The sequence below is a fragment of the Hyphomicrobium sp. genome (assembly GCF_041674905.1).
In the GTDB taxonomy this organism is placed as follows: Bacteria; Pseudomonadota; Alphaproteobacteria; order Rhizobiales; family Hyphomicrobiaceae; genus Hyphomicrobium_B.
Genome location: NZ_JBAYUV010000013.1, coordinates 22,954 through 47,920, shown reverse-complemented (window position 1 = coordinate 47,920; position 24,967 = coordinate 22,954). Strand labels below are relative to the sequence as shown.

Sequence of the window (24,967 nt, the reverse complement as noted above, 5' to 3'; positions counted from 1 at the left end):
CCCCGTGTCCCGCCTCTTGATTTGCAGGTGGATCATTCACCCTTTTCGGCTGGGAGTATTTCGCAACGGCGAAATGACGCGGGCGTTCGCCGTCCGTTTAGCTTTTTGTCTTAGGCTGGGCGCCCGCAGTAAGTCGCGTTAAGAAGCGTTCCCAAGCATGACGGCTCCGATTATCGTTAGATATCTCAGAAACCCGCGCATTTGGGCGGTTATCGGGCTTGGCGCGACGCTGGCGCTTCTCATCTTCGCCTTAACGGGCGTCTCCATTTGGGGCATCACCACGGCTGCGGTTGTCGCTCTGGTCGCCGGTGTCTCGGCGTTCCAGGCGAACGGTTCGGTCCGCCGCGAACAGCTGCCGGGGTCTTACGACGATACGATCGAACATTTTTTTTACGTGCTGAAGTGGAACGGGCACGGCCAGCTCATCGATGCGAACGCCAAATATCTTGCACGCATCGGATACTCGCTTCGCGAGCTCTGTCAGCTTCCAAGACACCGCCTCCACTATGAGAACGCCTCGCTGTCCGAGATGTGGGCGTCTGTTCTGTCGGGAAGTTCCTGGAATGGCGAATTTTGCGACCAGGCCAAGGATGGCTCGCTTGTCTGGATGAGCGCGATCGTCGTGCCGGTCCGGGATGCCCAGGGCGCCCTGCAATCGATCACGACGGTTGGCGTCGATATCAGCGACAAGCGCCGCGCCGAGCAAGCGCTCAAGGAGGCAAACTCGCGGCTGCAGGCTTTCGTCAAGCATGCTCCAGCCGCGGTTGCGATGTTCGACAATGATATGCGCTACGTCGCCTATACCGACCGTTGGCTGGCGGACTATAATCTCGGAAGCGACGATCTTACGGGGCGATGCCACTACGACATCTTTCCCGAAATTCCGGACCATTGGAAGCGCAAGCATTTGCGCATTCTGGCAGGCGCGACGGAACGCTGCGAAGAAGAAAAATTCGTTCGCGCCGACGGCCGCGAAAACGTCATCCGCTGGGAAGTTCGCCCTTGGTATCTCCCGGACCAGACTATCGGCGGAATGATCATGATGACGGAAGAAGTCTCGGAGCGAAATAAAATCCGCGACGAGCTTTGGCGTCTTGCGAACCTCGATGTCCTGACATCGCTGCCGAACCGGCTGTCGTTCAACGAACTCCTGTTCAATGAAATTCAGTTCGCGCAATTGACCCGTGCGCAGTTCGCCGTGGCGCTGCTCGATATCGATCGCTTGAAGGAGGTCAACGACACGCTCGGCCACGACGTCGGCGATCAGATGCTGAAACAATTGGCCGGGCGCCTAAATGAAGCGTTGAGCGGCGTGGGAAAGATCGCGCGGCTCGGAGGCGATGAGTTCGCCGTCTTGATCCGAGGAGAAGACGCGGAAATTTCGGCTGCCTTCGACGTTATCCACGCGGCTTTGGAGAAGCCACTCACGATCGGCGGCACGCGCCGGAGCTGCACGATCAGCGTCGGCATCACCAAATTTCCGCGAGACGCGACGTCGGCCGGCGAACTTCTGAAGAATGCCGATCTTGCACTCTACCGCGCCAAATCGGACGGACGCGATCGCGTCGTCCATTTCGTTCCCGACATGCGAAGCGCGTTGCGGAGACGTGTGGAGTTGCAGCATGAAGCCCGTCACGGCCTCGAATCCGGTCAATTCGTTCTGTACTTCCAACCGATTATCGCGGCCGATCCGAAGCGTCCGTTATCATTCGAAGCTCTGTTGCGATGGAAGCATCCGGCGCAAGGTCTGTTGACGCCAGGTCAATTTGAAGAGGTGATGGACGATCCGAGACTTGCTTCTTCCGTCGGCAGCCACGTCATTGAAATGGCGATACGGCAGGCGGCGACATGGATGGCGGAAGGCAAGGAGTTTGGCCGGATTGCGGTCAATGTGGTGTCCGCGGACTTCACCATCGGTTGCCTTGCGACCCGGCTGCAGGCGTCTCTCGCACGGTATCATGTTCCCGCGAGCAAATTGTGCATCGAGGTCACGGAAAGGGTTTTCCTCGGCGCCGGTGTGACGAACATCGCGGAGGCGATGCATCGCATCAACGCGCTGGGCGTCGAAGTCGCGCTCGACGATTTCGGCACCGGATACGCGTCACTGACCCATCTTAAGGCGTTCCCGATCGACCGCTTGAAGATCGATCGCACCTTCGTTCAGGACATGCACGAGAACAACGACAGCCTGTCGATCGTGAAGGCCATCGTTCAACTCGGTCAGAGTCTCGGATTGCGCGTGACGGCCGAAGGTGTCGAAAACTTCGATCAGTTTGTGCTGTTGCAAAGCATGGGTTGCGGCAGCTTCCAAGGGTTCTATTTCTCGCCTCCGCGCGGGCCAGACGAACTCGAGAATTTCGAGGCCGGCGATCTTTCTATACGCCGGCCCGCCGCGCAGGCATTCGGCTGAGGTGTCGGCCGACATTCCGGCGACCGACGCCCCGGAGCAGGGTGGTTAAAACCTTGGGATGACGCAGATTTGGAATTCCGCTGGGCAAACGAATGGATAAACTCCGGTGCGGATCCCCGGCGATGGTCGCGCGGGATTACAGGAGCGATCACAGAGCCTGCCGATGAAATGGATGCTGGTCGAACGTAAACCGGACGTCATTTATTCCGGCGGCGAGGAAACCTATCTCGGGACCGGCAATGGCGCCGTCTCGGACGTCGATCTGGCGATGACGTTCGCAACCCGGCAGGAGGCGGAAGCGCATCGCCGGACACTCACCCAACGGTATCATTGGGTTGCGGTCACCGTTCCGAAATAGCAAATGCGCCGAACAGCGTTAAGCGGAACCGATCGAAGGATCGCGGCGTTGCGTAGCGTAATTGGGGGATTTCGCGCTGCTTGTGCGCTATAGTCCTCTCCACGTATTGCGTTTTGGGAGAGCAAGCCATGGCCACCGCGCGGTCGTTCTGGAAGGGGCATCTCCGCTTAGCCCTCGTTACCATTCCGATCCGGCTCGTCAGCGCCACTGCCTCCGAAGACAAGATCGCGCTACATCAGGTCGATCGCAAATCGAAGCAGCGCATCCGCTATCAGAAGGTGGCGGGAGAAACCGGCAAGATCGTGCCGCAATCCGACATCGTGCAAGGCTATGAACTCGACGACGGCAACTATGTGCTGTTCGAGCCGGATGAGCTCGACAAGCTCAGGCTGTCGACGCGGCACACGATTGAGTTGACTGAATTCGTCGACGCGTGCTCCATCGACCCCTTATATTTCGACAATCCCTATTACGTGCTTCCGGACGGCGACGTCGCGGAGGAAGGCTATCGCATCATTCGCGATGCGCTGAAGGCGTCGAAGAAATTCGGTGTCGGGCAGTTGACGATGCGCGGCCGCGAAAACCTGATCGCGATGAAGCCGAGCGGTGATGGCCTGATGATCGAGACGCTTCGCTACGCCAATGAAGTGCGCGACGCGGACGATGTCTTTTCCGACATCGGCAACGGCAAGCTCCGGCCCGAGCTCATTGAAATGGCGAAGCAACTCATCGAAGAGCGCACGCGCAAATTCGATCCCGGCGAATTCAAAAACCATTACGCGGAGGCGTTGCGGAACCTCGTCAAGGAAAAGGTCGAGGGTGGAGAAAAAACCGAAGTCGGCGGTGGCGACGAGCGCCCGGCGGGCGGGACTGTCATCGATTTCATGGATGCGCTGCGCCGCTCGACCGGCAAGGCTTCGGCAAAAGGCGATCGATCGCGAGCGAAGACGGCGGCGTCGCAGCAGAAGCCTGAGCCGGCGAAACGTAGCAAGCCGCGGGCCAAAGCGAAAAGCCGTGCGCGCGGTTGATCGCGGCACGCCTGATCGTCTCAGTGCTTGTTGCCTCGGCTTTTCGAGGACTTGACGATGGGCCGACGGACCTGGGCGGCAGGCTTGTCTTCGCGCAACCCCTTGAAGGCTGCATGACGCAACAGGTTGTCGTCGGTCCAGGCGCGATATTCGATTTGTGCGACGAGCACGGGCTCGATCCAGACTACGCCCTTGCGCTGTAGCCCCGTCAACTCCGACGCAAAAGAGGGCGGAGCTGTCGCGAGCGGCTTCAATGTCTTCATCAGCGCCACGGATGTTTTCTGCGTGAAGCCCGTTCCGACTCGCCCAGCATAGACTAGGCGCTTCCTTTCGAAATATCCGACGACGAGCGCGCCGACGGCGTTGGCCGCAACATTCGAGACGATGTACCCGGCGATGACGAATTCGTCGACCTTGATGCACTTGCTCTTCAGCCAGTCATCGTGACGGCCGGAGCGGTAGGGTCTGCTGGCGCGTTTGGAGATGATGCCTTCGAGGCCGAGACGGCAGGCTTCGCTCAGCATGCGCGAGCTGTCGCCAGTCAGGTGCTCGCTGTAGCGGATTTCGGGTGGCGCGCGATGCGTGAGCAATTGCAGAAGTAGCGCCTTGCGATCGATCAGAGCGGCGGGCCTCAGATCAAAGCCGTCGAGATGCAGAAGGTCGAAACATTGAAGAACGAAGCTTTCCGAATGTCCGTCCTTCAGCGCCGCCGCCAGTTTCGAGAAGCTCGAATGCCCGGAGCTGTCCTCGACAACCAGCTCTGCATCGATCAGCACCTTGCCGCGATGCAGCTTGCGCAGCGATGTGGGAAGCGCGCCGAAACGCTCGGTCCAGTCGAGCCCGCTGCGCGTGATGAGACGCACTTTGTCGCCATCGATGCGGGCCTGGACGCGGTAACCATCGAACTTAATCTCGTGTACCCAATCGTCGCCCTCGGGCGGCGTTGCAACGAGCGTCGCAAGACAAGGCTCGACGAAATCCGGAAGCGTGCTTTTGACGGCAGTGGCAAGTGAGCCTGGAGCGAGCGGGTGGTCTCGCGGTTTTGCCGTCGTGCGCCGCGTCACTCGCTCAGTCACCGGCTGAGCAGCGATTTGATCGCAGCTCCGAGCGGTCGACAACATGCGTCGTAGTCTTCCCACGCCTTGGATTTTGCGAGGAGTTCGGGAACGGTGTGCACGGTAAAGCGCGCCGGATCGAGACCCTTGCGAACCTGGTTCCATGTCAACGGCATCGAGACAGTCGCCCCTGGTCTCGCGCGCGGCGATAACGGCGCGACGGCCGTCGCCATGCGATCGTTGCGCAAATAATCCAGGAAAATACGGCCCGTGCGCAGCTTCTTCGTCATTTTGATCAGATAGGACTTCGGATCGTCGGCGGCCATCTGCTGGCACAGTGCGCCGGCGAACATCTTTGCTTCCTTCCAACTGATGCCATCGCCGCGGCGCGGCTGCAGCGGCGTGACGACGTGCAGGCCCTTGCCGCCCGTCGTCTTGCAGAAGGGCACGAGCCCTACGGCCTCTAAGCGCTCGCGCAACTCGTTGGCGGCATCGACGACGCGCGCGAACGCGACGTCTGGCGCCGGGTCGAGATCGAACACCAGGCGGCCCGGCGCATCCGGCTCGAACGGTTGGCAATTCCACGGGTGAAATTCGAGTGCCGCGATCTGTCCGAGCGCTACGAGAGCCCCGGGGCTGTTGACTTCGATATAAGGTTCGCGATCTCCGGATATGCGGACGAGATCGATCTCGGACGACATGCCGCGCATCGCATGGCGCTGAAAGAATGTCTCGCCGTTGATGCCGTCGGGGGCGCGGACGACGGAGCACGGCCTGCCCTTGATGTGCTCGAGCATCCAGGGTCCGACTACTTCCAGGTAACGCGCAAGATCGAGTTTCGAAACGGCGGCGCCTGTATCCGCGGGCCACATCGTCTTGTCGGGATTCGAGATCGCAATTCCGCAAACGGCATTGGGTTCGGGGGCGCCTTTTTTCGCGGAGCGCTTTGCTGGTTTTGCCGTTCTTTGCACCGGCACGCGGCGAAGCGGTGGCGGCGCTTTATCATCTTTATTATCTTTATCGGCGCGTCCGTCCGAGCGGTTTGAATTCCAAACGGCGTCTGGCTTGGCGGCTTGACGCCGCTTCGTAATGAAAGGCTCCGGGCCTTTGCCGCGCCCGGCGGTAATATCCTGCATCGTTCGACCGGATGCGACCGAGCGATCTTCAGCCAGAATGCTGTCGCCTTCTCCGGGCTTCGCGACCTGATCTCGGTGCTTGATCAAAAGCCAATTTGTTCGTTTGTTTCCTGCGCGGTCGTTCTTGATGCGGACGAGAACCCAGCTTCCCTCGAGCTTGTCGCCGACGAGAACGAATTTCAGATCGCCTTTGCGCAATTGCTGCTCCGGCGTGGGGTCGCCAAGCGGCGCCCAGTAGCCGCGATCCCAGAGCATGACGGTGCCGCCACCGTACTGACCTTTCGGGATGGTGCCCTCGAAGTCGCCGTAATCCAGCGGGTGATCCTCGACCTCGACGGCGAGGCGTTTGATTTTTGGGTCCAGCGACGGCCCCTTCGTCACGGCCCAGGATTTGAAGACGCCATCGAGTTCGAGCCGGAGATCGTAATGCAATCGCGTCGCGTCGTGCTTCTGGATGACGAAGCGGAGATGCTTGGCTGGGCGGATCGCCGTTGAACCGCTGGGCTCGGCAGTCTTGGTGAAATCACGCTTGGCGCGATATTCGGAAAGCTGCTTGGTTGCCATCCCCGGTCTCCGCGAAAAGCTTCAGGAGCTTAGCTGCGACCTGCGCCAGCTGCCAGCGGACGCCTCAAACATAAAGAAAAACCGCCGGGGAGTCATGGAGGCTCCCGGACGGCCCAGCACCTTTCGGCGCCTGACACACGTTGATACATGCGTCTGGTTCAGAAAACGCCAAAATATAAAAGAGGTTCCCTGCGGGCTCCATTACGTCCGCTACGCGCTCGCCCAATTCGCGGCGCCGGCACGCATTAGCGACTCCTTGAGCTCATCGCGGTTGGAACCGCTGTTGGCGAAGGCGGCGAGAACATGCCGAGCCATGCGCTCGCGCAAGATGTCCGCTCCGGGACCTTTGCGAACGTCTGCCGGCAGCGATGCCCAGACCTCACCGAGGATGCTTTCGGCACGATCGAGATCTTCCGGCGCGAAGACGTTAAACCCTGAGTACATCTCGCTCACTAACGTTATTGGAAACCAGAACATAGGGCATGTGCGGCCGGGGAACTATCCGCGAAATCCCAATTGCGAGAACAATGAGTCCCGGGAACATATTACGTCAAACGCAGTTTATATGTCGAATGAGTAGTTGATGCTGCTTCATCTGTTGGGAAGGACGGATATGAGCGGTTTATCGCGCGAGACACGCCTTCAGATCATGCTGAGCGATGAAGAGCTCGCGGCTATCGATAATTGGCGTTTTCAGCAGCGCATGCCGAGCCGCGCAGCGGCTATACGGCAATTGCTGAATGTCGGGCTGCGCATCAAGCAGCTCGAAGGAGCGCTGAAGCCCATGCGATCGCAGGATTATGGCCTGCTTAATTCTGACGACAATAGCGAGGGTTAATTCCCTGCGTGGTTCATCGCGCCTTCATGCGCGCGGTGGTAGCTATTCGACATCCGTGACCTTTGCAGGGGCCGATCGGGACATCGATAGGCGCCTGCGTTCGTGGCCAATGGTGAGCAACGATCGCCTGCAGTCGAAAAGAGGAATCTTCAGGCATCGCCCGTCCCGCCAGCCATGATCTCGGTCACTCAATGTTCCAAATCCGTCGCCAGCGAAGGCTCGGCAGCAATGCAGGAACTGGGCGTTGAATTTTTCCGTTTGTTGAATACGTGCACGACACGAAATCCAGTCAGGAGCGAAATCGATGATTAGAAAATTAATTATTGCGTCGGGAGCCGTCTTGCTCTTGGCGCTCGGCGGCGCTGTCGCCGAGGCAAGACCCCAAGGTGGTGGCGGTGGCGGTCCGAGCGTTGGAGGCTTTGGTGGCGGCGGCGGTGGCGGCCGCGGCTTCGGTGGCGGCGGAGGACGCAGCTTTGGCGGCGGCGGCTTTAGCGGCAACCGCGGTTTCAGCGGTCCACGGTCGGGCGGTTTTCGCGGCGGCAACTTCAGCCAGCGTTCCTTCAATCCGGGCCGGAATTTTAACCGGGGCGGGAATTTTGGCGATGGCCGTGGGATGCGCGGCCGTCGCGGTCCGGTAGCGGGCTGGGATGGCCGTGGGCGCGGGAACAACTGGGGACGCCATCATGGCGGCAACTGGCGTCATCATCGCGGCCGGCGCATCTTCATCGGCGCGCCCTACTTTTATGATTATGGCTATTACAATGATTACGGATACTACGGCGGCGATTGCGGCTGGCTTTACCAGCGGGCGCTCAACACTGGCAGTCCGTACTGGTGGCGTCGCTATCAGGATTGCGCGTACTGAGCCCGCGTAAGCACCGCGGTCATTGCAGATCATACTAAAAAGGTTCCGGGCGAGAGCTCGGAACCTTTCGTTTTATCGGGGTAACTTCAGCTTACTGAAGTTTACTGACTTGATGTGCCCGTTCCGGGTGGCGAAGTCGGAACTCTGGCGCCCGGATTGGAACCCGCCGCCGGGTCGTTGGGGGTTCCGGTCGACGGACCCGGCTGAACATTTTGATTGGTGTTCGGATCGGCAGGGATACCTGCCGGCGAATTGACGCCTGCTTCACCCGAACTCATGCCTTCGCTCGACGGCGCCGTCGTGGACGGGGTTTCAGATGGAGCCATCGACGGCGGCCGCTGAACGGTATCATTGCTTTGCGCCATCGCTCCCGCAGAGCCGAGAGCAGATAATGCCGCCGCCACAGCCGCAGCTTTTAGAATATTCATTCATCTTCTCCTTCTCTTGCTGTTCCTGGTCGGGAAACCCCGCATTGCAAGCGTTCGTTCCGGAGAAATGGCGTTGCCGTTCGACGCAACGAGCTATCGCATCGCCCGCAGGAACTTCGGTTCCCCCGACGACGTTTGAAAATCATGGAACTTGTTCGCTAGGATGTTCGCCATGAAGACGGAGTCGGTTACGCTCACAAAACAAGAACTCGCCGATGCCATCACGAGCCCGGTATCGGTCTTTGATTTTCCGCTTGAGGTGATCGCGTGCCCGGGATTATCGCGAGACCAGAAAATCGACATCCTGAAACGGTGGGAATTGGATGCTCGAGCTCTGCAAAGGGCGACCGATGAAAATATGAGCGGCGGAGAGGCGCCTCTGCTCGATGAAGTCAACAGTGCCTTGATGATGCTCGATCCACAGAACACCGCGCCCGACGGATTTGGCGCAGCTCCAACGAAGGTTTGACGATTTCTTCCAATGTAAACCGGCATCCGCGAGCTGAAACTCACGAATGCCGGTTTGCTTTTGACCTTTCTAAGTGTTGCGCGTTTCCAAATCCCAATAGCTGGGCGCGCCGTAGTTGGTGTGCAGCCGTTGCTCGAAGTCCCGATTTCGCAACGACGTCGGATCGAGATCCGGCGACATTTTCAATTGCTCTTCGGTCACGCCCGTCACGTATCCGTTGAGTTCGGGGTCCCACTTGAGCGACGTCCAGGGGATAACGTAGCTGCTTTTCCCGAGGCCAAGGAAACCGCCGAAGCTAAGGATGGCGTATCGCACTTTTCCCGATACCGTGTCGACGATCAGATCGTCGACTTCGCCGATCGATTCACGCGATGCGCCGTAAACGGACGTTCCCGGCACCTTGCTGGTCTCTAGCATTGTCGTTTCAGAATGCATTTCTGTCTCCGTTCGTGCTGGGCTTACTCTGCCGGTTTCCTGCGTTGGCAATCATCGCAGATCAGAACCGCGCGCCGAGATTCGAACACCGCGTTCGCCCGATCGCGCAGCCTTCATGGTTTGCGCTCAAATGTTTCGCTTGCCTGGGAGTTCCGGAAAAAAGTGAGGGAACAGTCGGAGGGGATGGCGCCTAAGCCCTCGACAGAAAAAAAGCGCCGAAACAGAGTTCGGCGCGAGTCACGACGGGGATTTTATACGCTGGGGGTAATTCTCAAATGTCGACGCGAAGAAAGGTTCGCTGCAACGGATCGTTCACGTATCGATATCCGAAACTCCGACCGAGAACGTTCTGATGCAGACGGAGTTCGTCGGAAGCTTTGAGATGAAGATCGTTTGTTAAGCGCCGCAGGCATCCGCGCTTGCAAAACAGTCCACTTGCCTGAACTCCGTCAGTGGAGGTGTCGTGCCAAGATTCGTAAAGCACCCTACCGGCCGCGGCGACGCCGCCGTACAGCAGCGCCGAGGCGGAAAGCGTCGGGCCGTGGGAGTGCGCGAGATATGCGAAGATGGACGAGCACGCGGAATGCGCTCCTCCCAGAAGCTTTTGTAACGCTGCCGCGTAGGAATGAATGATCGCAAGATAAGGCCGGTTCGGTACAACCCTTGTATTTGCGGTGTGATGCTCGACGTAAGTCATCAGGTTCGCCTTCCCCTGAGTAGAAATGTGCACATCAGCTCCCCAACTGGCCCAAACTGTTCCGGCCGCTCCAGGTTCCGCGAAAGCGTAAAAATTTTTTGTATTAACCAGGGCGGTCGCCGGATTGATCGAGGGGTTTTGTCCATGGGTGTCGACAATTGCTGTCATGAGAGATAAGAAATCGCCGTGCGACTCGCGTCGTGCCGCGGTCCCGTAGTTCAATGGATAGAGCGTCGGAATTCGACTCCGAAGGTTGCAGGTTCGACCCCTGCCGGGATCGCCAAGTCTTCGATTCTCATGACACCGTCATAAACATTTAACGAGCCGCTGCATTTTTGCTGCCGGTGTTGTGGTCGTGGCGCAAAAACGCCTTATATTGGGCGGGCCGATCATCAGTTGTGATTGTAGAGAGTAGGCATCGTGATGCGTCTTCCGTTCAGAGCCATGTGCTGGCTGCTCCCGGTCTTGTCAGCTTCATTGCCTCTCGTTGCGTCTCCGGGCCATGCGGAGGAGATGAGCGCATCGCAGTCGGCGATCTGCTCGAGGACGGCATCGGGAGCGCTGCAAAATTTCGATAGCGAGGATCGTCCGGCCGTCATCGCATTCTATTCGGCGCGGGACTGCCAACCGTTATGGGTCGATGACAGGGGGACGACGCGCGCCGCGGATCTGGCGATCGCCGAAATGCGTCGCGCCGACGAGTGGGGAATGAGGTCCGCCGATTTTCCCTTCGCGGCTCTCAACCGGCCTAAAACCGCCGGGCATTGGACGGGCGAGGAGACGGCGGACGCCGAGCTCGAGATCACGGCATCGGCCCTGCGCTATGCGCACCAGGCGCAAGGCGGCCGCATCCCCAACCCCGAGACGCAACTGTCTTCCTATCTCGACCGGCAGCCCACGCTGTTGAGTGCGCAGGATATCCTGAGCAGAATCTCGCAGTCCACGACGCCCGACGCGACGCTGCGCGAATGGCAACCGTCGTCCGATCAGTTCCTGAAATTGAAAGCGTTGCTTTCGACGCTGCGTGGCAAGCAGCCGGACGCGGCGCAGGATGAGCAGATTGCGCGACGCGGCCCGACTTTGCAGCGAAAAACTAAAAGTCCTGAAGTCGCGATCTTGAAGAAGCGCTTCGGCGTTGCGTCGGCTCCGGGTGAAGAGTCCGTGTTCGATGCCGCGCTCGTGGCGGCGGTGAAAAAATTCCAGGCCTCCGCGTCCCTGCGCGCCGACGGCTTCGTCGGGCCGGCGACGCGCGCCGCTCTTGCCGGCGGCGGGCCTAGCAATGACGCGGATAAGATCGCGGCCGTCATCGCCAACATGGAAGAATGGCGCTGGATGCCGCAATCGCTCGGCGCAACGCACGTCTTCGTCAATATTCCCGCGTTCTCAATTCGATTGACGCAGGACGGCAACCCGGTTTTCGAAGACCGCGTCGTGGTCGGTACGCCCGGCACACAGACGCCGATCTTTTCGAAGAACATGAAGACGATCGTGCTGAGGCCGGAATGGAATCTCCCGGACTCGATCAAGTTGACCGCGCTGCTGTCGGGCCGCTCGATCGAGCAGCAGGGCTACGTTGTTATGCGCAACGGCCGCACAATCGAGAGCACGCGCATAAACTGGGCGAAGGCCAATTTGCGCGAATATACGATCTATCAGCCGTCCGGCGACGACAATGCTCTCGGTCTGGTCAAGTTTCTTTTTCCGAACAAGCATTCGGTCTACCTGCACGATACGCCGTCACGACATCTCTTCGATGAGCGGACACGCCTTTTCAGTCACGGCTGCGTGCGCGTGCGCAATCCTCAGGTCTTCGCTCAGGACCTCTTGAACATCGATCGCGGTCCGGCCGCCCCGGATGTCAAACAGCTCGTCCGCAAGGGGCCGAAAGACAACAACGTCACGCTCGAGACGCCCATTCCGGTTCACGTCGGCTACTTCACGGTGTGGGTCGGCGACGACGGTCAGCCACAGTATTTCAAGGACTATTATGGCCACGAGAAGCGCATTACTCTCGCGCTGGCTGGTAAGTGGAAACAGATCGACATCGGCAAGGATCACCTCGCGGCGGTCGATACGTCGATGCTGAAACAGGTGCGGCTGCGGGCTGATGGACGCTCGAAAAAGGACGGCGACGGTTTCGGCCCGCCGATGGGCGTCACCAACAGCTTCTCGAATGCGGGATACAAACGCTACAACGATAGCGTCGGCGACATGATCCGCATGAAGCTCGGGTTCTGATCGGCGCTCGTTGAATTACGCCGACTTGAGCCGTGCGAAGCCGGCGTCGAGATCGCGGATCAGATCCTCGACGGCTTCGAGACCGATGTGGAAGCGCAACGCAGGTCCTGGCCCCGTCCATGTCGTTGCCGTGCGATAGCTGGTCGGGTCGAAGGGGATGACGAGACTTTCGTAACCACCCCAGGAATAGCCCATTCCGAACAGCGTCAGCCCGTCGAGAAATGCCGCCAGTGCAGTCTCGGACACGGGCTTCAGAACAGCGCCAAACAATCCGCTCGCGCCGGTATAGTCGCGCTTCCAGAGCGCATGTCCCGGATCGTCCGGCAAAGCGGGATAGAGAACGCGGTCGACCTCGGGCCGTGCGGCGAGCCATTCGGCAACGGTCAACGCCGATTTCTGATGCCGCTCGAGGCGAACGTCGAGCGTGCGGAGACCGCGCAGGGCGAGGTACGTTTCTTCCGAGCCCGGGCAGGTGCCGAGACCTTCCTTGGCGTGATCGAGCAAGCGCGCCGCGCGGGCGTTGCCGGTGACCGTGCCGAGCATCGCGTCGGCATGACCGACGGTGTATTTCGTCGCCGCCTGGATCGACACGTCGGCCCCGAGCGCCAGCGGTATGCAAAAGAGCGGTGTCGCCCACGTATTGTCGGCCAGCACCCAGATGTCGCGCGCGTGCGCGGCTGCCGCGATGGCCGGAATGTCCTGCATCTCGAACGTCTGCGATCCTGGGCTTTCGACGAGCACGAGGCGCGTATTCGGCCGGAAGAGTTTCGCGATGTCGGCGCCGACGTGCGGATCGTAATACGTCGTTTCGACGCCGAGCCGCTTCAGCATCCGGTCGGCGAAGGCACGGCCCGGCTGATAGGCGCTGTCGGTGATTAAAATATGATCACCCGCCGAAACGAAAGCGAGCAGCGCGGTCGATACGGCGCCAAGGCCCGATGAGGTCAGAATGGTGATTGCGCCGCCTTCGAGTTCGGTGATGGCGTCTTCCAATGCACGCGTGGTCGGCGTTGCCCGGCGGCCGTAGGTATAGGGCTGTGTCCGCGACTTGATGGCATCGAGTGTTTTGTAAAGAACCGTCGAACCGCGATAAACGGGCGGATTGACGAAGCCATGCTGCTCGAACGGCTCGCGCCCGAGGTGAACGACCTTTGTTTCCGGGCGCGTTATAGGCTTTGAACGATCGTCTTTATCCGTCATATCTTCGCGTCTCCGGCCGCACGATCGGACCTCGTGGCGCAAGTTTCGTGCGCGGTCAAGGCCTTGACCGTTAAGCTCTGGCGCGGGATGTGTGTGGCCCCTGTAATCGGGACGATTGACGCACGGTAGGCGGGCGCTCGCATTCGTCGCTTAGCGCCAATCCTATCGAATGCCCGGTCAAAGGGTTCGCTGGAAAGTGCATATGAAAATTGCAATGAGGTGTGTGGCGCTGATCCTGGCCGTCGGGTCGATGGTTGGCGGATTTTGCGTCCCGGCCTGGAGTGAAGCCAGCCTCATCGACACCATTCGCAAGCGTGGACATGTCGTCTGCGGCGTCAGCGATCGAGCGCCGGGTTTCAGCGAAATCAGCGGCAGCGGCACACGCAAGGGCCTCGATGTTGAATTTTGTTCAGCTCTTGCGGCGGCGGTCTTGGGAAACAAGGACTCGGTCAAGTTTTTGAGCTTGATGCCGAGTGAGAAGTTCAACGCGCTCCGGGACAACGAAATCGATGTGCTGATGGGCGCGACGTCGTGGACGCTCACCCGCGACACCGAGCTTGGCGCGCGCTTCGTGGCGACGCTCTACTACGATGGGCAAGGTTTCATCGTGCCGCGCAATCATTCGATTTCAAGCGTGCTCGAGCTTTCCGGAGCGTCGATTTGCGTGCTGCCCGGATCGACCGATGAAAGCGCGATCGCGGACTATTTCGGCGCCCGGCGCATGCGCTACCAGCTCATCACCTCGGACCGCTGGGATGAACTCGTCAAGACGTATGCCAGCGGCGGCTGCACGGTCCTTACCGGCGACGTTTCATTGCTGGCTTATGAGCGCAGCCGGCTCACCAGCGGCGCCGACCAAATGTTATTGCCGGAATACATCAGTAAGGAACCGCTGGGTCCCGCCGTCAAGATCGGCCGCGATTCCTGGTTCGCGGTGGTGCGCTGGACATTCATGGCCCTGGTCGCGGCCGAGGAGCTGGGCATCAACAGCAGTAACGTCGAGATGATGAAAGTCTCGCCTGCGCACGATGTTCGCCGTCTCCTGGGGCTCGAGGCCGACATTGGCGCGCCGCTCGGGCTGACGCGCGACTGGGCGTATCAGGTCGTTCGGCAAGTCGGCAATTATGCCGAGATTTTTGATCGCACGCTCGGGCAGGGATCGGCGCTGAAGCTTGATCGCGGATTGAACAACCTTTGGACTAAGGGCGGGCTGATGTATTCGGCGCCGATGCGCTAGAGCCTTTCCGATTTTGGTGGAAACGCGGAAAGGCTCTAGCTCTTTGCTTTTCCGTGCTTCTTAGCGGAAAATCGGTTCCCACTTTTCCGGAAGCACTTCAAGGGGCTGCGTTACGTCGGCATGAGCGCTACTCCGCGATAGATCGAAAGAGCAGGGTTGTGACCGTCCAGACGATATTCGAGACGTTGACGAGTGAAGCGGTTTTCGCGATCCCGTTTGCCGTGCTCGTGACGCTGGTGCTTCTTCTGGTCCGGCGTATTGCGATCAAGCGCACTGGCGGGGATCGCGACTCCGTCGTGCAGGCCTATTCGATGCCCGTGGACGACGCCGGTGCGATCGCACGGCGGATCGATGCAGCGAAGGCGGGAGACAACACCATGGCGCTCGCAGATCTCTACCTCGCGCAAGCGCATGCCTATCAGAAGATCGGCGATGAAAAGGCCCGCATGACTGCGCTTACGGCCGCCGCTGGTTATGCCGCGCTGCATGGGCCGGAGGCAACACACGCAAACGCACGAATGCAACTCGCCGAAGCCGCTCGCGGCAACGGCGATCTGACGAGCGCCTGCGAGCACTGGCATATGGCGCGCGAGGCGTTTCAGGCCAGCGGCCACGCCGAAGAGCACGCGCGCGTCGAAAAGCTGATGCGCGACAACGGCTGCCCCACGGATTGGGTGCTTACGGAGTTTTGAAATCGAACGACGGCTTGCCGATGCTGTCGATGTCCGGTTCGCCGGTCGTCGGAGCGATGTCGGTCGCGCCGGCTGAACGGGCGCCCGCCGCCGAAGCCGCCATCAGTACTTCGACGTTTTTCACATCGCCGTCAGCGATCTCGAAGCGGTTCTTGTAAAGGTGGCCGCCGGACGATGCCGTGACGATGTACTTGCCGGGCGCCAGGACGTGCGTCGGCAGTGCCCCGACGCTCTCTTTCACCATCTCGCCGTCTTCCGTCTGGATCGTCCAGCGCGTGTCGGGCATCGCTTCGCCGCCCGTACGCGTGACGAGCTTGAACGTCGCCTTGCCGCCGCTATGGGTGACGGTTGCTTCCGTCAGCTTGCCGGCTTCGACGGTCACGTCGGCCTCGATCTTGGCGTTGGCGTCGCCGTACTGCGACACGATCCGGTAGATGCCTGAATTGAGCCGGATGATGAGATTGGGTTTGGCGCCGCTGATGACGACGGAGCGGCTGTCAAACTGATCGTGATCGTCGGCGTAAATTGAATACGTCACGGCTCCTGGGGCCGCGGGCGCGCCCGCGACTGTCGCGCCGACGCGCAATCCGCCGGCATTCAGAACAAAGGCTTCGTATGGCGGGCCATCGGTCTTCACCGCGATCTTGCGAGTCAGGTTCGCCCGGCCGAATGCGGCGTTGACGGTGTAGTCGCCAGGCTGAAGTTTCACGAGCGGCGTTGCCTCGTGCGATTCAAGAACGAGCTTCGCCTTGCCGGCCGTGCCAGTGTTCTGGAAAATTCTCCAGACGAGGCCTTCATCGATCTGCTGTCCGTCTCCTGTCAGCAGCGCGACGAGCCTGATCGACGGCAGTCCCGCTTTGCCGCCGCGTTCGATGACCGTCGTGTTGGGCGCTTTCGGCGCTGATTTGTGCGGGGGAATGTGAAGGTTGAGCGGGCCGCTCGGCGGTCCGTCGGGAATAGGGTCGAGCGCGAGCGAGGGCTGCGGCGCGGCCAGCATGACAATGCCCACGAGCGCCAAGGCCACGGATCGCGTTCGGAGCGCCACGCGCGCAAGCATCGTCAAAGGCGATCTTCGAACAGGATCGCTGTGTCTCGCGGAATTCTCTTGGTTCAGAGCCTGCATCATCCTCGGCCGATCTCGACATCTTTCGTTTCGCCGGCCCGAACGTCGAAGTCGGTTTCACGGCGTATGCTTTGCGATTCAAATCGGACTTTGTAGCGGCCGGGCGCCAGCAGCGTCTTCGCATCACGGCCCGTCTTACGCCATACGGGTGCGCCGCTCTGGTCCGTCACTTCCCAATAAATGTCGCTGGTGGCGATTTCGGCGGGCGGCCGGAAGCTGACCATTCCGCCCTCGATCCTCAGCGTTGCTTCAACGGGCTTGCCGGCTTCGAGCGTGATTTCCTGAGCCGTCGACAGCGGATAGGCTGCAAGCGTGGCGCTGACATTATAGCGGCCGGGTGGCAAGGAGAAGGCCGTCTCTGGCCCGACCGCACGGGCGATGCGCGCCTTGTCGCCATCGGCCTTGTCGATGCGATAGACGATGCCCTGCGCCGCCGTCGCGGGCGCTCCCGCCACAATGGTCGAAAGCTTCAACGGTGCGAGACCGAGCGACAACGTCTGCTTCACGGTTTCGCCGATGCCGATCGCGATCCGCTGGCGGACATCGGCGGCACCCGACCGCGCGCTGACGTAGTACGTCCCGGCCGGCAGGACGAAGCTCGCTTCGCTGGCGTGCGAGCGGGCGACCTCGCGCCGCCCGTTCGGACTTTCAGGATCGTCTTCGAAGATCGTGTAGACGAGGTCATCGGGTGCCGCGCCGTTGACGCCGGTCGTTGCCGAGAGATCGACGCGCCCGGTGCCGAGCGCCACGTCGTCGGTTTTAACGTCACCCGCACTGAGCGAGATGGTCCGGCTCGCATGCGCGATGCCGTCGGCGATCGTTACGGTATAGTCGGCGGGCGGCAAATAGAGATCGATCGCGCCGTTTCGTGCGATGGCGACGGGTTTGTCTTCGGCGGCGATCGTCATCGTTGCGGTTGGCGACGGCGCACCGCCCTTGGCGGCGGATGCATTGACCTTGAGGTGCGCCGCGTCGAGCGGAATGATGATGCTTTCGGCGGCTCCATCCGTGACGGTGATTTGTTGCCGTGCGACGACGGACCCGAGTTCGACCTCGATGTCGTAGCTTCCGGCCTCGAGCTTGGCGCTGATGTCGGGGCCGTTCGAGCGTCCGGCGACGGACTTTTCGCCCGCCTTGAAGATGCGCCAGCGCATCGGCACCGTGAGGAGCGAGCTTCCTTGCGCAAGGCTAGCTGACGCGCGCAGCGTCGCGCCTGCGGGAGGCGGGGGGGCGGCTGGCGCTTGGCTTTTCGCGGCGACGGCGGGTGCGTCAGGCGCGAGGATCGCAAATTTCGTCGCTTCATCGAGCGCCGCGTTGAGCCCGTTCGAGTCCGTGACGTCATAATAATGCCCGCCCGTCGCCTGTGCGACGCAGGCGATGCGCGGCCGGTCGGACGCGGGTATTCCGATGCCGATGACCTGCACCGCGACGCCAGGCGCCGACTTCGCGAATTCGTCGGCCGCTACGCAGGTGTCGCGCTGGCAGTTGTCGGCGCCGTCACTAACGATGACGATCTGCGCCGGACGTGACGTGCCGATAGCTTCGGCTGCGACCTCCAAAGCGGCCGTTACCGGACCCGGACCTCTGGGATTCAACTTCGCGAGCGGGACGAGGAGGGCGTCGCGCGGACTATCGGGAGTCGCGATCAGCTCGATGTCGTTGCAATCACCGCGACGGCGATGACCGAACGATACGAGCCCGACGCGCGTCGACGATGGCGTCTGAAGAATGGTCGCGAGCTTTTCGCGCACGATGTCGATCTTCGGCTTGTTGTCGGGCGCGAGCCGCGCCCACATCGACCCTGAGCCGTCAACGATCAGCATAGCCGTCGGCGTATCGTCGGCGTGTGCACCCGAGAACGCGGCGGCGCTTGCGGCCGTCACAACTGCGGCGAATTGCAAAATCCCTAGGCGCATCGTCCCCTCACGCCAATTTCGTCCTGATTCCAATTGTAACAGGCGACGGCCTACGATAGCGAGACGGCAACCAGAACGAGACGGAATACGACATGAATACCCCGATTTTTGAATTTCTTGCGGCAAGGCGCTCGGTGAAGCCGGATCGCCTCGCCTCGCCCGGTCCAAACCCTGAGCAATTGCGGCAAATTCTGACGGTCGGTGCGCGCGTGCCCGACCATAAAAAGCTGACGCCGTGGCGGTTTATCGTTTTCGAGGGCGATGCGCGAAAAAGCATGGGGAACGTTTTCGCCAAGGCCTGCGAAGCGGAAGAAAGCCAGCCGCCGTCGCACGTCCGGCTGGACATGGAGCGCGAGCGCTTCCTGCGTGCCCCCCTGGTCGTGGCCGTCGTCTCATCGATCAAGGCGCGGCCCGGCGCGCCCGAATGGGAGCAGGTCCTGTCCGCGGCGGCTGTCTGCTACAACACGTGTCTTGCCGCCAACGCGCTGGGCTTCGGCACGTCGTGGCTGACGGAGTGGGTCGCCTACAGCAAGACGGTACGAGAGACGCTTGGCCTCAAGGAGTCGGAACGGATCGTCGGGTTCATCTATATGGGCCAGCCGATGGAAAAGCCGGATGAGCGAGAGCGGCCGGTGATCGAGACCCTGATCACCGAGTGGCCGGCGTAGGCTGGTGCGCGGTTTGGGCCGCCAGCGGCGAAACCTTTAACCGATTGTTAAGGGGATTGGCGGCATTCTAACGAAATGCGTGCTTCGGACGTCATCCGTTGCGGCGGGATCAGCACCGCTCCGCCAGCGGCAGAGACGCCGGGCATACTCACCAAATCATGGCCTCCTTCGCCCTCGGGTCTTTCCCGTGCGGCCGAGGAGGCCAGTCGGTTTTGGGGGGCGCGTCGGCGATCGGGCGATTGTTTCGGACCTTGTCGTGGATGGCCGCCTGCGCGGCCATGACGAATAAAAAACTTGGCGCCAAAGGCGCAACATTGCCCTCGCACGAGAAAGACAGCCATCTGAACAGGGGGCGCTAATCCAACGTCACTGTGACTGCGCCGCCGTTGCGATCCCACTTCCCGTCATGGCCGCGCAGGCGGCCATCCACGGGAGCGTCCTATAGCTCACCTCCCGGGACGTGGGGGCGCCCCGCGCCTTGCGGCCAGCTCCGCGAAGCGGAGTCGCAAGGCGCCACTCAATAACTGAATTGCTCGGCGAGCAGGCGTTCTTCGAGGCCGTGGTTGCGGTCGAACATCATATAAAGCTCGATCGCGCGGGCCTGCTCGACCTCGACTTTCACGACATCACGCGTTTCGAAATGGTCGGCGGCGGCGCTGACCGGACGCTTTTCCGCTTCGAGCACGGTGATCGTGATGTGCGCCTTGTTGGAGACGAGCGCGCCACGCCAGCGGCGAGGACGGAACGGGCTGATCGGCGTTACGGCGAGGAGGGCGGCCTTGATCGGCAAAATCGGGCCGTGTACGGAGAGATTGTAGGCCGTCGAGCCTGCGGGCGTCGCGACCAGAATGCCATCGCAGATCAGCTCTTCGAGGCGGACCTTGCCATCGATGGCGACCTTCAATTTCGAGGCCTGATAGCGCTGCCGGAACAGCGAGACTTCGTTGATCGCGAGGCTCTTGTGGGCTTTTCCCGTGCTGTCGGTCGAGATCATCGATAGCGGATGGATGCGGCTGATCTCGGCGGCCGCGAGCCGTTCGTGGAGATCGTCTTCGCTGTAGTCGTTCATCAGGAAGCCGACGGACCCGCGGTTCATCCCGTAGGTTGGGATCTTATCGTTGATAAACCGGTGCAACGTCTGCAACATCAGTCCGTCGCCGCCGAGCGCGACGATGACATCGGCATTTGCCGGATCGGTTTTGCCGTAGCGTTTGATCAGCGCCTTGCGGGCCTCGATCGCCTCTGGCACGTCGCTCGCGACGAAGGCGATGCGTTCGAATTTGTGTTTTTCTTTGGACATGTGTGGCTTTGCTGATGCGGGGCCTACGGCGGCAGGGAGGCTCGCTCAAGTGCCGGAAAACGACAAGCCCCTAGAGGCTGATAAAGGAGCAGGTGTTGCCGCGCCAGCGGAGGCCGTGGTCATGATTTATGCGACGTACCCTGACCGTGTTGCGGCGCTCGCGGCCGGACGGGGCATGGTCGAGCAGGGGATCGCTGGCTGCGTCAATGTGCTTCCGGGCATGACCTCGGTCTATGTCTGGAAGGGTGCAACGGAGACGTCCGACGAAGCCGTGCTGATCGCCAAGCTCGGAGCCGAAGGCGCGGAGCGCGCCGTCGCACACATCCTGGCGCAGCATCCTTATGAAACCCCGGCGGTGCTGGTGCTGCCGGTTTCCGGCGGCAACGCGGATTATCTCGCGTGGGTACGCGAGGGGACGAGGTTCTGATCGCCGCGCGCAGCTTCAACGTCGGTCTGCGCGTCAGTAAATGCCGCCGAGCACTTGCGCCACATTATAGCGCATCGTTCCGGGCCTCGGATCGCCGCGACGCGAGCGGCTGCCGTAAGTTGAGCGCCGAGGCCGCTCGTCTCTCCAGTCGCGCTCGTGCTTAGCGCGGCGAGATTTGCCCGCCTTGACGGCCGGTGCAAACTCTGTCGTCGCGGCGGGCGATGCGTCGTCGCTGTCGGACGACAATGCCGCGAGTTTCTCAGGGTTCGCTGCTGCGTCTGTGGCATCTGAGCTTTCGGCGACCATGCGGTCGTCGCGTTCGATGACAATCCTCTGAGCGAGCGGCTTCTGAGAGAGCGGCTCGCCTGAAAGAGTAGACTCTCCGGCGCCATCTCTGGTGCCCGGGCCGCCGACGGACATCATACCCGGAGGCGGCGTTATGCGCGGCGATGTCTCCGCTACGATCGAGCGGCCACTCCGGTCGAGCCACGGCAGTTGTTCCGCCTTGACTGCGGCAACGCTTGCGGGATCGGCGGCTGCCCGCGCACTGGATGCATCGCGCGTCTCAGACGCAACGCGCGTATCAGGCCGCTTCGATCGCTTCGAGGCTTGCGTCATGACCGCGTGCGGAACGCAGCGTCCCGATTGATCCATCGTCTGTCCCGACGGGCAGCCGGATGAACAGGAAATCTCCCTGCGTGTTTCAACGAGGGTCAGAAGAATGTAGTCCGGCGACTTGATCGGCAGGGTCGCATTGGCGCGATCCATGAAGGCCGACATCGCGCGTCGGGTGGATGGATTCCAGAGACCGTTGATATCGCCCCAATAGCATCCTGCGCGCTTGAGTTCGCGCTGGAGGTCGCGCGCAAGCTCGAAGCGGGTCCGTGCGTCGGCGGGTTTCGCGGATCTCAGCGTGGCGCTCCGCGACGGTTCTGAAATCACGGTCGCGGCCCAGGTGGCGGACGCCGGCTGGCGTGCCGGCGTTGCCTGCCCAATGTCGGCATTCAGCGCATCACGGTAGGTCGCGGACGCAGGCGAGAACGTGCGCATGGCGGGTTCGCCCGGACGCCGCGCATGATAGGGCACGATTGAAACGTGTGAGATCTCGGCGGGATCGGGGATGTCATCGGGTGCCGGCGGTAAAGTTAGATAACCGCCCAACGCCACCACGCCCGAGAGCAACAACAGCCATCCACCGAACTGCTGCATGGCCCAAACTCCACTCAACTCGGCGACGCGCAATGACCGGATCGACATCGCGATCGGCGATTTCGACCTTCGTCCTTTTCAGCGGCTGCGATGGCCTCGGACATGCCAGCTGAAGGACTTGCCGTCGCGCGGCCGCATACATCCGCGCCGCCCCTGAGAATGCACCAAAGCGCGCACGGTTGTAAGGGGAAACTCGCAAGCGCGATGCTGTAACATGATCGACACAGAGGGATCGATTTGCTCACGCCGTATTAAATGCGCGAATAGCGTGCGCAGCTATCGCGTTTGTATGGCGAAGCTGGGACAGGCGGTGCAAAACCTCTGGAAAACCGCTCTGTTATCAACCGAGCCGGATCGCTGTGCACAGAGGCGCTCCGCGTTCGAAACTCGGCGCACGGCAAAACCTAGAATTCTGATTCTCCTATCAAAACGATTCACAACCCAGGTCGACTCAGTTACGGCTGGGGGCGAGGGGAGTTTAATTCGCGTTTACGTTTTCCAGCCTCGCGTCGACCTTGAGGAAAAGTCATCCACCGGATTCGAGCGGCGAACCGGCGTGGCATCTTCAACTCGACGGAGATTGGTAGCTCTTGGCTCGCGTGGTTTGCGCAGTATCCTAGTTGCTCGTCTGCCACTGTCATGGGGATGACGGTGGAGCTCACAGCCGGACAAGCAGGATATCGTTCGCAGCCGTGCCGGTTGTGCGTTCCGGAGCATTGGTCGCCGCCACCCTCGGGCAGGCAGCCACAAGCCGAAATGGCCGGTCTTGTATCGCGTCACGAAACCGGTCCTCACAGGAGAGGGCACACGAAATGAGACACGTTTTAGGCGTGTTGGGGGTTCTAGCAGCCGGCGTACTATTAGCCGTGTCGGCCGCAATGAACTGGCGTTTTGGTTTCAGTCTCGGACGCACCGAGCTGGATGGCCAAATCTATGGCGCAGCCTCCGCTGCGGCCGACTGTTTAAAAGCACTGATACCGTTTTTCTTCTTCGCCGCTGTTCGAAACAGAATCTGGTCGCAGGCGGCTGCGTCGGCGCTGGTCTGGGTGGTCGTGACGACCTACTCGATGACCTCGGCGCTCGGACACGCAGCGTTGAACCGCTTCGACTCGACCGGGCATCGCGCGCAGGAGGCTCAGTCGTATCAGGATCTGAGAACCGAGCTGAAGCGTGCCGAAGAGCAAGCTGGCTGGATTCCGCAGCATCGGCCCTATGAGGCGGTGCAAAGCGAGATCGACGGTCTCAAGATGCAGAAGGCCTGGAAATGGTCGAACGGCTGCAAGGACGTCAATTCGAAGACGGAACGATCGTTCTGTCAGAAGCTGACCGGCCTTGATGCTGAGCTTGCATCCGCGAGCGCGGCGAAGACCGCCGATGTCCGGATGTCCGAGTTGAGATCGAAGATTGATGCGGCCGCAGGTACGCCTGCGCTGTCGGAAGCCGATCCGCAAGCCAAGGTTCTGACCGAGCTTGCGTCGGCGTTCTTCCCGAACATCAAGATCGAGAACGTGCAGATGGCCTTGACGTTGTTCGTGGCGCTGCTGCTCGAAATTGGTTCTGGGTTCGGCATGTACGTCGCATTCAGTCAGTGGCGGCTCTATGACCGTCAGTCTGCCGCGCCGAATCTGGCAAGGGCAGAAGAAAGCACCGCTGCGGCAGCGGTGGCGGCTCCGGTGCTCACACCGATTGCCGTTGAGAAAAGCAAGCCGCGTTCCGGCGCCAACGACAACCGCTCGATCGAGATTCCTCTCGAACGCGAAGTTGTCCAGGTGCCTGCAATCGAAGCCCGGCCCGCAGAAGTGCATCAGGTCGAGCAGAAGGTTGTCGAAACGAGAGTCGCAGCTCCGGTTGCGCGTCTCGCCCCTGAAAATAACACCGAACGTTTCTACAAGGAGAATGTCGAGGTCCGTGACGGATCAAGTGTAACGGCTACTGAACTTTACGAGGACTATTGCTCTTGGTGTGACACCAAGAACAAGGAACCCGCAGCACTTCCGAGCTTCGCGCGTGAATTCGCCGAGCTGGGCGTGAAAAAGGAGAAGGTGGCCGGTCGAGTCCGGTATATTGGTATCGCACTCAAATCCGACATGGCACTTGAGGAGGCTACGAAATCGCCTACCTTCGGCACGGTCGCAGCCTAGCGCTGCTCCTTTGAAACGAAAGGCCCGCATCTGCGGGCCTTTTTGTTTTTGGGGGAAGCTCAATGCGCTGCAGATGATCGGCGCTAGTCGTCAGATAGGCAGTATGCAAGAGTCGAATCGGTGCGCCCTATAAACAAAGGCGACACGGCACAACCTCAAGAGGTTCTCCCATGGCCAAGGGCCAACAGCATTCCAACAAGGAAGTCCGCAAGCCGAAAAAGGCCGCCGCCCCAAAGCCGCCGGCCGGATCGGGCTCGGTCTCAGCGACCTTCTCTAAATCGCAGAAGCCGGGCGGCAAGCGCTGAACGGCGACACTTTGTTTCGCGGATGAAAGGCTCGCTACGGCGGGCCTTTTTGTTTTTGGGAGAAGGCGAGGCGGAGCAGTCGTCGGGACGATCGTGGATGGCCGCCTTCGCGGCCATGACGTTGATAAGACGAATGTTCATGAAGCGCCCCGAGGTTCTCGATCGGCTTTAAGCGACAAGCGTCATGGCCGCGCAGGCGGCGAGGACGGAATTGGGCATCGCGCAAAT

The 24,967-nt window shown here is 60.8% G+C and carries 24 protein-coding genes and 1 tRNA gene; 14 read left to right on the top strand and 11 right to left on the bottom strand.

What is annotated here, in order from left to right; translation table 11 throughout:
* Positions 1–157: 157 nt before the first annotated feature.
* The 3 genes from WC026_RS07685 (at position 158) to WC026_RS07675 (ending at position 3,796) form a co-directional block, all read left to right on the top strand.
* A complete protein-coding gene (locus WC026_RS07685) occupies positions 158–2,410 on the top strand; it encodes a putative bifunctional diguanylate cyclase/phosphodiesterase (RefSeq protein WP_372710248.1) in 2,253 nt (750 codons plus the stop codon).
* A 163-nt stretch (positions 2,411–2,573) separates the two neighbouring features.
* Complete coding sequence (locus WC026_RS07680) at positions 2,574–2,768, top strand: hypothetical protein (protein WP_372710247.1); 195 nt, start codon at positions 2,574–2,576, stop codon at positions 2,766–2,768.
* 128 nt (positions 2,769–2,896) lie between these two features.
* Positions 2,897–3,796, top strand: a complete 900-nt coding sequence (locus WC026_RS07675; protein WP_372710246.1) for a Ku protein — start codon at positions 2,897–2,899, stop codon at positions 3,794–3,796.
* Between the two features lie 20 nt (positions 3,797–3,816).
* Here the strand turns inward: WC026_RS07675 and ligD (WC026_RS07670) are convergent, their stop codons facing one another.
* The 3 genes from ligD (WC026_RS07670) to WC026_RS07660 all read right to left on the bottom strand — a co-directional run bounded on the left by ligD (WC026_RS07670) (position 3,817) and on the right by WC026_RS07660 (position 6,995).
* Positions 3,817–4,917 carry a non-homologous end-joining DNA ligase gene (gene ligD / locus WC026_RS07670; protein ID WP_372710245.1) on the bottom strand — a complete coding sequence of 367 codons (1,101 nt, stop codon included), beginning with the start codon at positions 4,915–4,917 and terminating at the stop codon, positions 3,817–3,819.
* Positions 4,869–6,551, bottom strand: coding sequence for a non-homologous end-joining DNA ligase (gene ligD / locus WC026_RS07665; protein ID WP_372710244.1), 1,683 nt, complete (start codon positions 6,549–6,551; stop codon positions 4,869–4,871). The genes ligD (WC026_RS07670) and ligD (WC026_RS07665) overlap by 49 nt, the downstream gene beginning before the upstream one ends.
* Positions 6,552–6,761: 210 nt before the next feature.
* Entirely contained in the window at positions 6,762–6,995 is a 234-nt protein-coding gene (locus tag WC026_RS07660; RefSeq protein WP_372710243.1) for a hypothetical protein, read from the bottom strand.
* Between the two features lie 169 nt (positions 6,996–7,164).
* Here WC026_RS07660 and WC026_RS07655 point away from each other — a divergent pair, with 169 nt between their 5' ends.
* Both WC026_RS07655 and WC026_RS07650 read left to right on the top strand, forming a co-directional pair.
* On the top strand, positions 7,165–7,389 hold the full coding sequence (locus WC026_RS07655; protein ID WP_372710242.1) for a hypothetical protein: 225 nt from the start codon (positions 7,165–7,167) through the stop codon (positions 7,387–7,389).
* A 304-nt stretch (positions 7,390–7,693) separates the two neighbouring features.
* Positions 7,694–8,254, top strand: coding sequence for a hypothetical protein (locus WC026_RS07650; protein ID WP_372710241.1), 561 nt, complete (start codon positions 7,694–7,696; stop codon positions 8,252–8,254).
* Between the two features lie 101 nt (positions 8,255–8,355).
* Here the strand turns inward: WC026_RS07650 and WC026_RS07645 are convergent, their stop codons facing one another.
* Positions 8,356–8,682, bottom strand: a complete 327-nt coding sequence (locus WC026_RS07645) for a hypothetical protein (protein WP_372710240.1) — start codon at positions 8,680–8,682, stop codon at positions 8,356–8,358.
* A gap of 163 nt (positions 8,683–8,845) precedes the next feature.
* Here WC026_RS07645 and WC026_RS07640 point away from each other — a divergent pair, with 163 nt between their 5' ends.
* Positions 8,846–9,151, top strand: coding sequence for a hypothetical protein (locus WC026_RS07640; RefSeq protein ID WP_372710239.1), 306 nt, complete (start codon positions 8,846–8,848; stop codon positions 9,149–9,151).
* Between the two features lie 69 nt (positions 9,152–9,220).
* Here the strand turns inward: WC026_RS07640 and WC026_RS07635 are convergent, their stop codons facing one another.
* Together WC026_RS07635 and WC026_RS07630 are read right to left on the bottom strand one after the other, a co-directional pair.
* Complete coding sequence (locus WC026_RS07635; RefSeq protein WP_372710238.1) at positions 9,221–9,568, bottom strand: PRC-barrel domain-containing protein; 348 nt, start codon at positions 9,566–9,568, stop codon at positions 9,221–9,223.
* A 289-nt stretch (positions 9,569–9,857) separates the two neighbouring features.
* On the bottom strand, positions 9,858–10,451 hold the full coding sequence (locus WC026_RS07630) for a hypothetical protein (RefSeq protein WP_372710237.1): 594 nt from the start codon (positions 10,449–10,451) through the stop codon (positions 9,858–9,860).
* Positions 10,452–10,490: 39 nt separating this feature from the next.
* On the opposite strand from WC026_RS07630, the gene WC026_RS07625 reads away from it, so the two are divergent.
* Positions 10,491–10,566 (top strand) — tRNA-Arg (locus tag WC026_RS07625).
* A gap of 230 nt (positions 10,567–10,796) precedes the next feature.
* Positions 10,797–12,521, top strand: a complete 1,725-nt coding sequence (locus WC026_RS07620; RefSeq protein ID WP_372710236.1) for a murein L,D-transpeptidase — start codon at positions 10,797–10,799, stop codon at positions 12,519–12,521.
* A 15-nt stretch (positions 12,522–12,536) separates the two neighbouring features.
* Here WC026_RS07620 and metC read toward each other — a convergent pair whose 3' ends face one another.
* Positions 12,537–13,721, bottom strand: coding sequence for a cystathionine beta-lyase (gene metC, locus WC026_RS07615; RefSeq protein ID WP_372710235.1), 1,185 nt, complete (start codon positions 13,719–13,721; stop codon positions 12,537–12,539).
* A 202-nt stretch (positions 13,722–13,923) separates the two neighbouring features.
* Here metC and WC026_RS07610 point away from each other — a divergent pair, with 202 nt between their 5' ends.
* Positions 13,924–14,958 carry an amino acid ABC transporter substrate-binding protein gene (locus WC026_RS07610; RefSeq protein WP_372710234.1) on the top strand — a complete coding sequence of 345 codons (1,035 nt, stop codon included), beginning with the start codon at positions 13,924–13,926 and terminating at the stop codon, positions 14,956–14,958.
* Between the two features lie 158 nt (positions 14,959–15,116).
* Positions 15,117–15,650 carry a hypothetical protein gene (locus WC026_RS07605; protein ID WP_372710233.1) on the top strand — a complete coding sequence of 178 codons (534 nt, stop codon included), beginning with the start codon at positions 15,117–15,119 and terminating at the stop codon, positions 15,648–15,650.
* Here the strand turns inward: WC026_RS07605 and WC026_RS07600 are convergent.
* Both WC026_RS07600 and WC026_RS07595 read right to left on the bottom strand, forming a co-directional pair.
* Positions 15,637–16,707, bottom strand: coding sequence for a hypothetical protein (locus WC026_RS07600; protein ID WP_372710308.1), 1,071 nt, complete (start codon positions 16,705–16,707; stop codon positions 15,637–15,639). The genes WC026_RS07605 and WC026_RS07600 overlap by 14 nt on opposite strands.
* A 65-nt stretch (positions 16,708–16,772) precedes the next feature.
* Entirely contained in the window at positions 16,773–18,689 is a 1,917-nt protein-coding gene (locus tag WC026_RS07595; RefSeq protein WP_372710232.1) for a VWA domain-containing protein, read from the bottom strand.
* 92 nt (positions 18,690–18,781) lie between these two features.
* Between WC026_RS07595 and WC026_RS07590 the strand changes: the two genes are divergently transcribed.
* Positions 18,782–19,357, top strand: a complete 576-nt coding sequence (locus WC026_RS07590; RefSeq protein WP_372710231.1) for a nitroreductase — start codon at positions 18,782–18,784, stop codon at positions 19,355–19,357.
* Between the two features lie 517 nt (positions 19,358–19,874).
* Here WC026_RS07590 and WC026_RS07585 read toward each other — a convergent pair.
* The gene (locus WC026_RS07585; protein WP_372710230.1) at positions 19,875–20,657 is read right to left on the bottom strand and encodes an NAD kinase; all 783 of its coding nucleotides are present in this window, start codon (positions 20,655–20,657) and stop codon (positions 19,875–19,877) included.
* A 121-nt stretch (positions 20,658–20,778) separates the two neighbouring features.
* On the opposite strand from WC026_RS07585, the gene cutA reads away from it, so the two are divergent.
* Positions 20,779–21,084 (top strand): divalent-cation tolerance protein CutA, encoded by a 306-nt coding sequence (cutA, locus tag WC026_RS07580; RefSeq protein WP_372710229.1) that lies wholly within the window; start codon positions 20,779–20,781, stop codon positions 21,082–21,084.
* Between the two features lie 33 nt (positions 21,085–21,117).
* On the opposite strand, the gene WC026_RS07575 is transcribed toward cutA, so the two are convergent.
* Positions 21,118–22,293, bottom strand: a complete 1,176-nt coding sequence (locus tag WC026_RS07575; RefSeq protein WP_372710228.1) for a peptidoglycan-binding domain-containing protein — start codon at positions 22,291–22,293, stop codon at positions 21,118–21,120.
* A gap of 812 nt (positions 22,294–23,105) precedes the next feature.
* On the opposite strand from WC026_RS07575, the gene WC026_RS07570 reads away from it, so the two are divergent.
* Together WC026_RS07570 and WC026_RS07565 are read left to right on the top strand one after the other, a co-directional pair.
* Positions 23,106–24,434, top strand: coding sequence for a hypothetical protein (locus WC026_RS07570; protein ID WP_372710227.1), 1,329 nt, complete (start codon positions 23,106–23,108; stop codon positions 24,432–24,434).
* A 170-nt stretch (positions 24,435–24,604) separates the two neighbouring features.
* Complete coding sequence (locus tag WC026_RS07565; protein ID WP_372710226.1) at positions 24,605–24,739, top strand: hypothetical protein; 135 nt, start codon at positions 24,605–24,607, stop codon at positions 24,737–24,739.
* The last annotated feature ends 228 nt before the right edge of the window (positions 24,740–24,967 follow it).

Coding starts and splice junctions, on each gene's coding strand:
- WC026_RS07685 (WP_372710248.1), top strand. CDS start 158: ATGACGGCTCCGATTATCGTTAGATATCTCAGAAACCCGCGCATTTGG.
- WC026_RS07680 (WP_372710247.1), top strand. CDS start 2,574: ATGAAATGGATGCTGGTCGAACGTAAACCGGACGTCATTTATTCCGGC.
- WC026_RS07675 (WP_372710246.1), top strand. CDS start 2,897: ATGGCCACCGCGCGGTCGTTCTGGAAGGGGCATCTCCGCTTAGCCCTC.
- ligD (WP_372710245.1), bottom strand. CDS start 4,917: ATGTTGTCGACCGCTCGGAGCTGCGATCAAATCGCTGCTCAGCCGGTG.
- ligD (WP_372710244.1), bottom strand. CDS start 6,551: ATGGCAACCAAGCAGCTTTCCGAATATCGCGCCAAGCGTGATTTCACC.
- WC026_RS07660 (WP_372710243.1), bottom strand. CDS start 6,995: ATGTACTCAGGGTTTAACGTCTTCGCGCCGGAAGATCTCGATCGTGCC.
- WC026_RS07655 (WP_372710242.1), top strand. CDS start 7,165: ATGAGCGGTTTATCGCGCGAGACACGCCTTCAGATCATGCTGAGCGAT.
- WC026_RS07650 (WP_372710241.1), top strand. CDS start 7,694: ATGATTAGAAAATTAATTATTGCGTCGGGAGCCGTCTTGCTCTTGGCG.
- WC026_RS07645 (WP_372710240.1), bottom strand. CDS start 8,682: ATGAATATTCTAAAAGCTGCGGCTGTGGCGGCGGCATTATCTGCTCTC.
- WC026_RS07640 (WP_372710239.1), top strand. CDS start 8,846: ATGTTCGCCATGAAGACGGAGTCGGTTACGCTCACAAAACAAGAACTC.
- WC026_RS07635 (WP_372710238.1), bottom strand. CDS start 9,568: ATGCTAGAGACCAGCAAGGTGCCGGGAACGTCCGTTTACGGCGCATCG.
- WC026_RS07630 (WP_372710237.1), bottom strand. CDS start 10,451: ATGACAGCAATTGTCGACACCCATGGACAAAACCCCTCGATCAATCCG.
- WC026_RS07620 (WP_372710236.1), top strand. CDS start 10,797: ATGAGCGCATCGCAGTCGGCGATCTGCTCGAGGACGGCATCGGGAGCG.
- metC (WP_372710235.1), bottom strand. CDS start 13,721: ATGACGGATAAAGACGATCGTTCAAAGCCTATAACGCGCCCGGAAACA.
- WC026_RS07610 (WP_372710234.1), top strand. CDS start 13,924: ATGAAAATTGCAATGAGGTGTGTGGCGCTGATCCTGGCCGTCGGGTCG.
- WC026_RS07600 (WP_372710308.1), bottom strand. CDS start 16,707: ATGCTTGCGCGCGTGGCGCTCCGAACGCGATCCGTGGCCTTGGCGCTC.
- WC026_RS07595 (WP_372710232.1), bottom strand. CDS start 18,689: ATGCGCCTAGGGATTTTGCAATTCGCCGCAGTTGTGACGGCCGCAAGC.
- WC026_RS07590 (WP_372710231.1), top strand. CDS start 18,782: ATGAATACCCCGATTTTTGAATTTCTTGCGGCAAGGCGCTCGGTGAAG.
- WC026_RS07585 (WP_372710230.1), bottom strand. CDS start 20,657: ATGTCCAAAGAAAAACACAAATTCGAACGCATCGCCTTCGTCGCGAGC.
- cutA (WP_372710229.1), top strand. CDS start 20,779: ATGATTTATGCGACGTACCCTGACCGTGTTGCGGCGCTCGCGGCCGGA.
- WC026_RS07575 (WP_372710228.1), bottom strand. CDS start 22,293: ATGCAGCAGTTCGGTGGATGGCTGTTGTTGCTCTCGGGCGTGGTGGCG.
- WC026_RS07570 (WP_372710227.1), top strand. CDS start 23,106: ATGAGACACGTTTTAGGCGTGTTGGGGGTTCTAGCAGCCGGCGTACTA.
- WC026_RS07565 (WP_372710226.1), top strand. CDS start 24,605: ATGGCCAAGGGCCAACAGCATTCCAACAAGGAAGTCCGCAAGCCGAAA.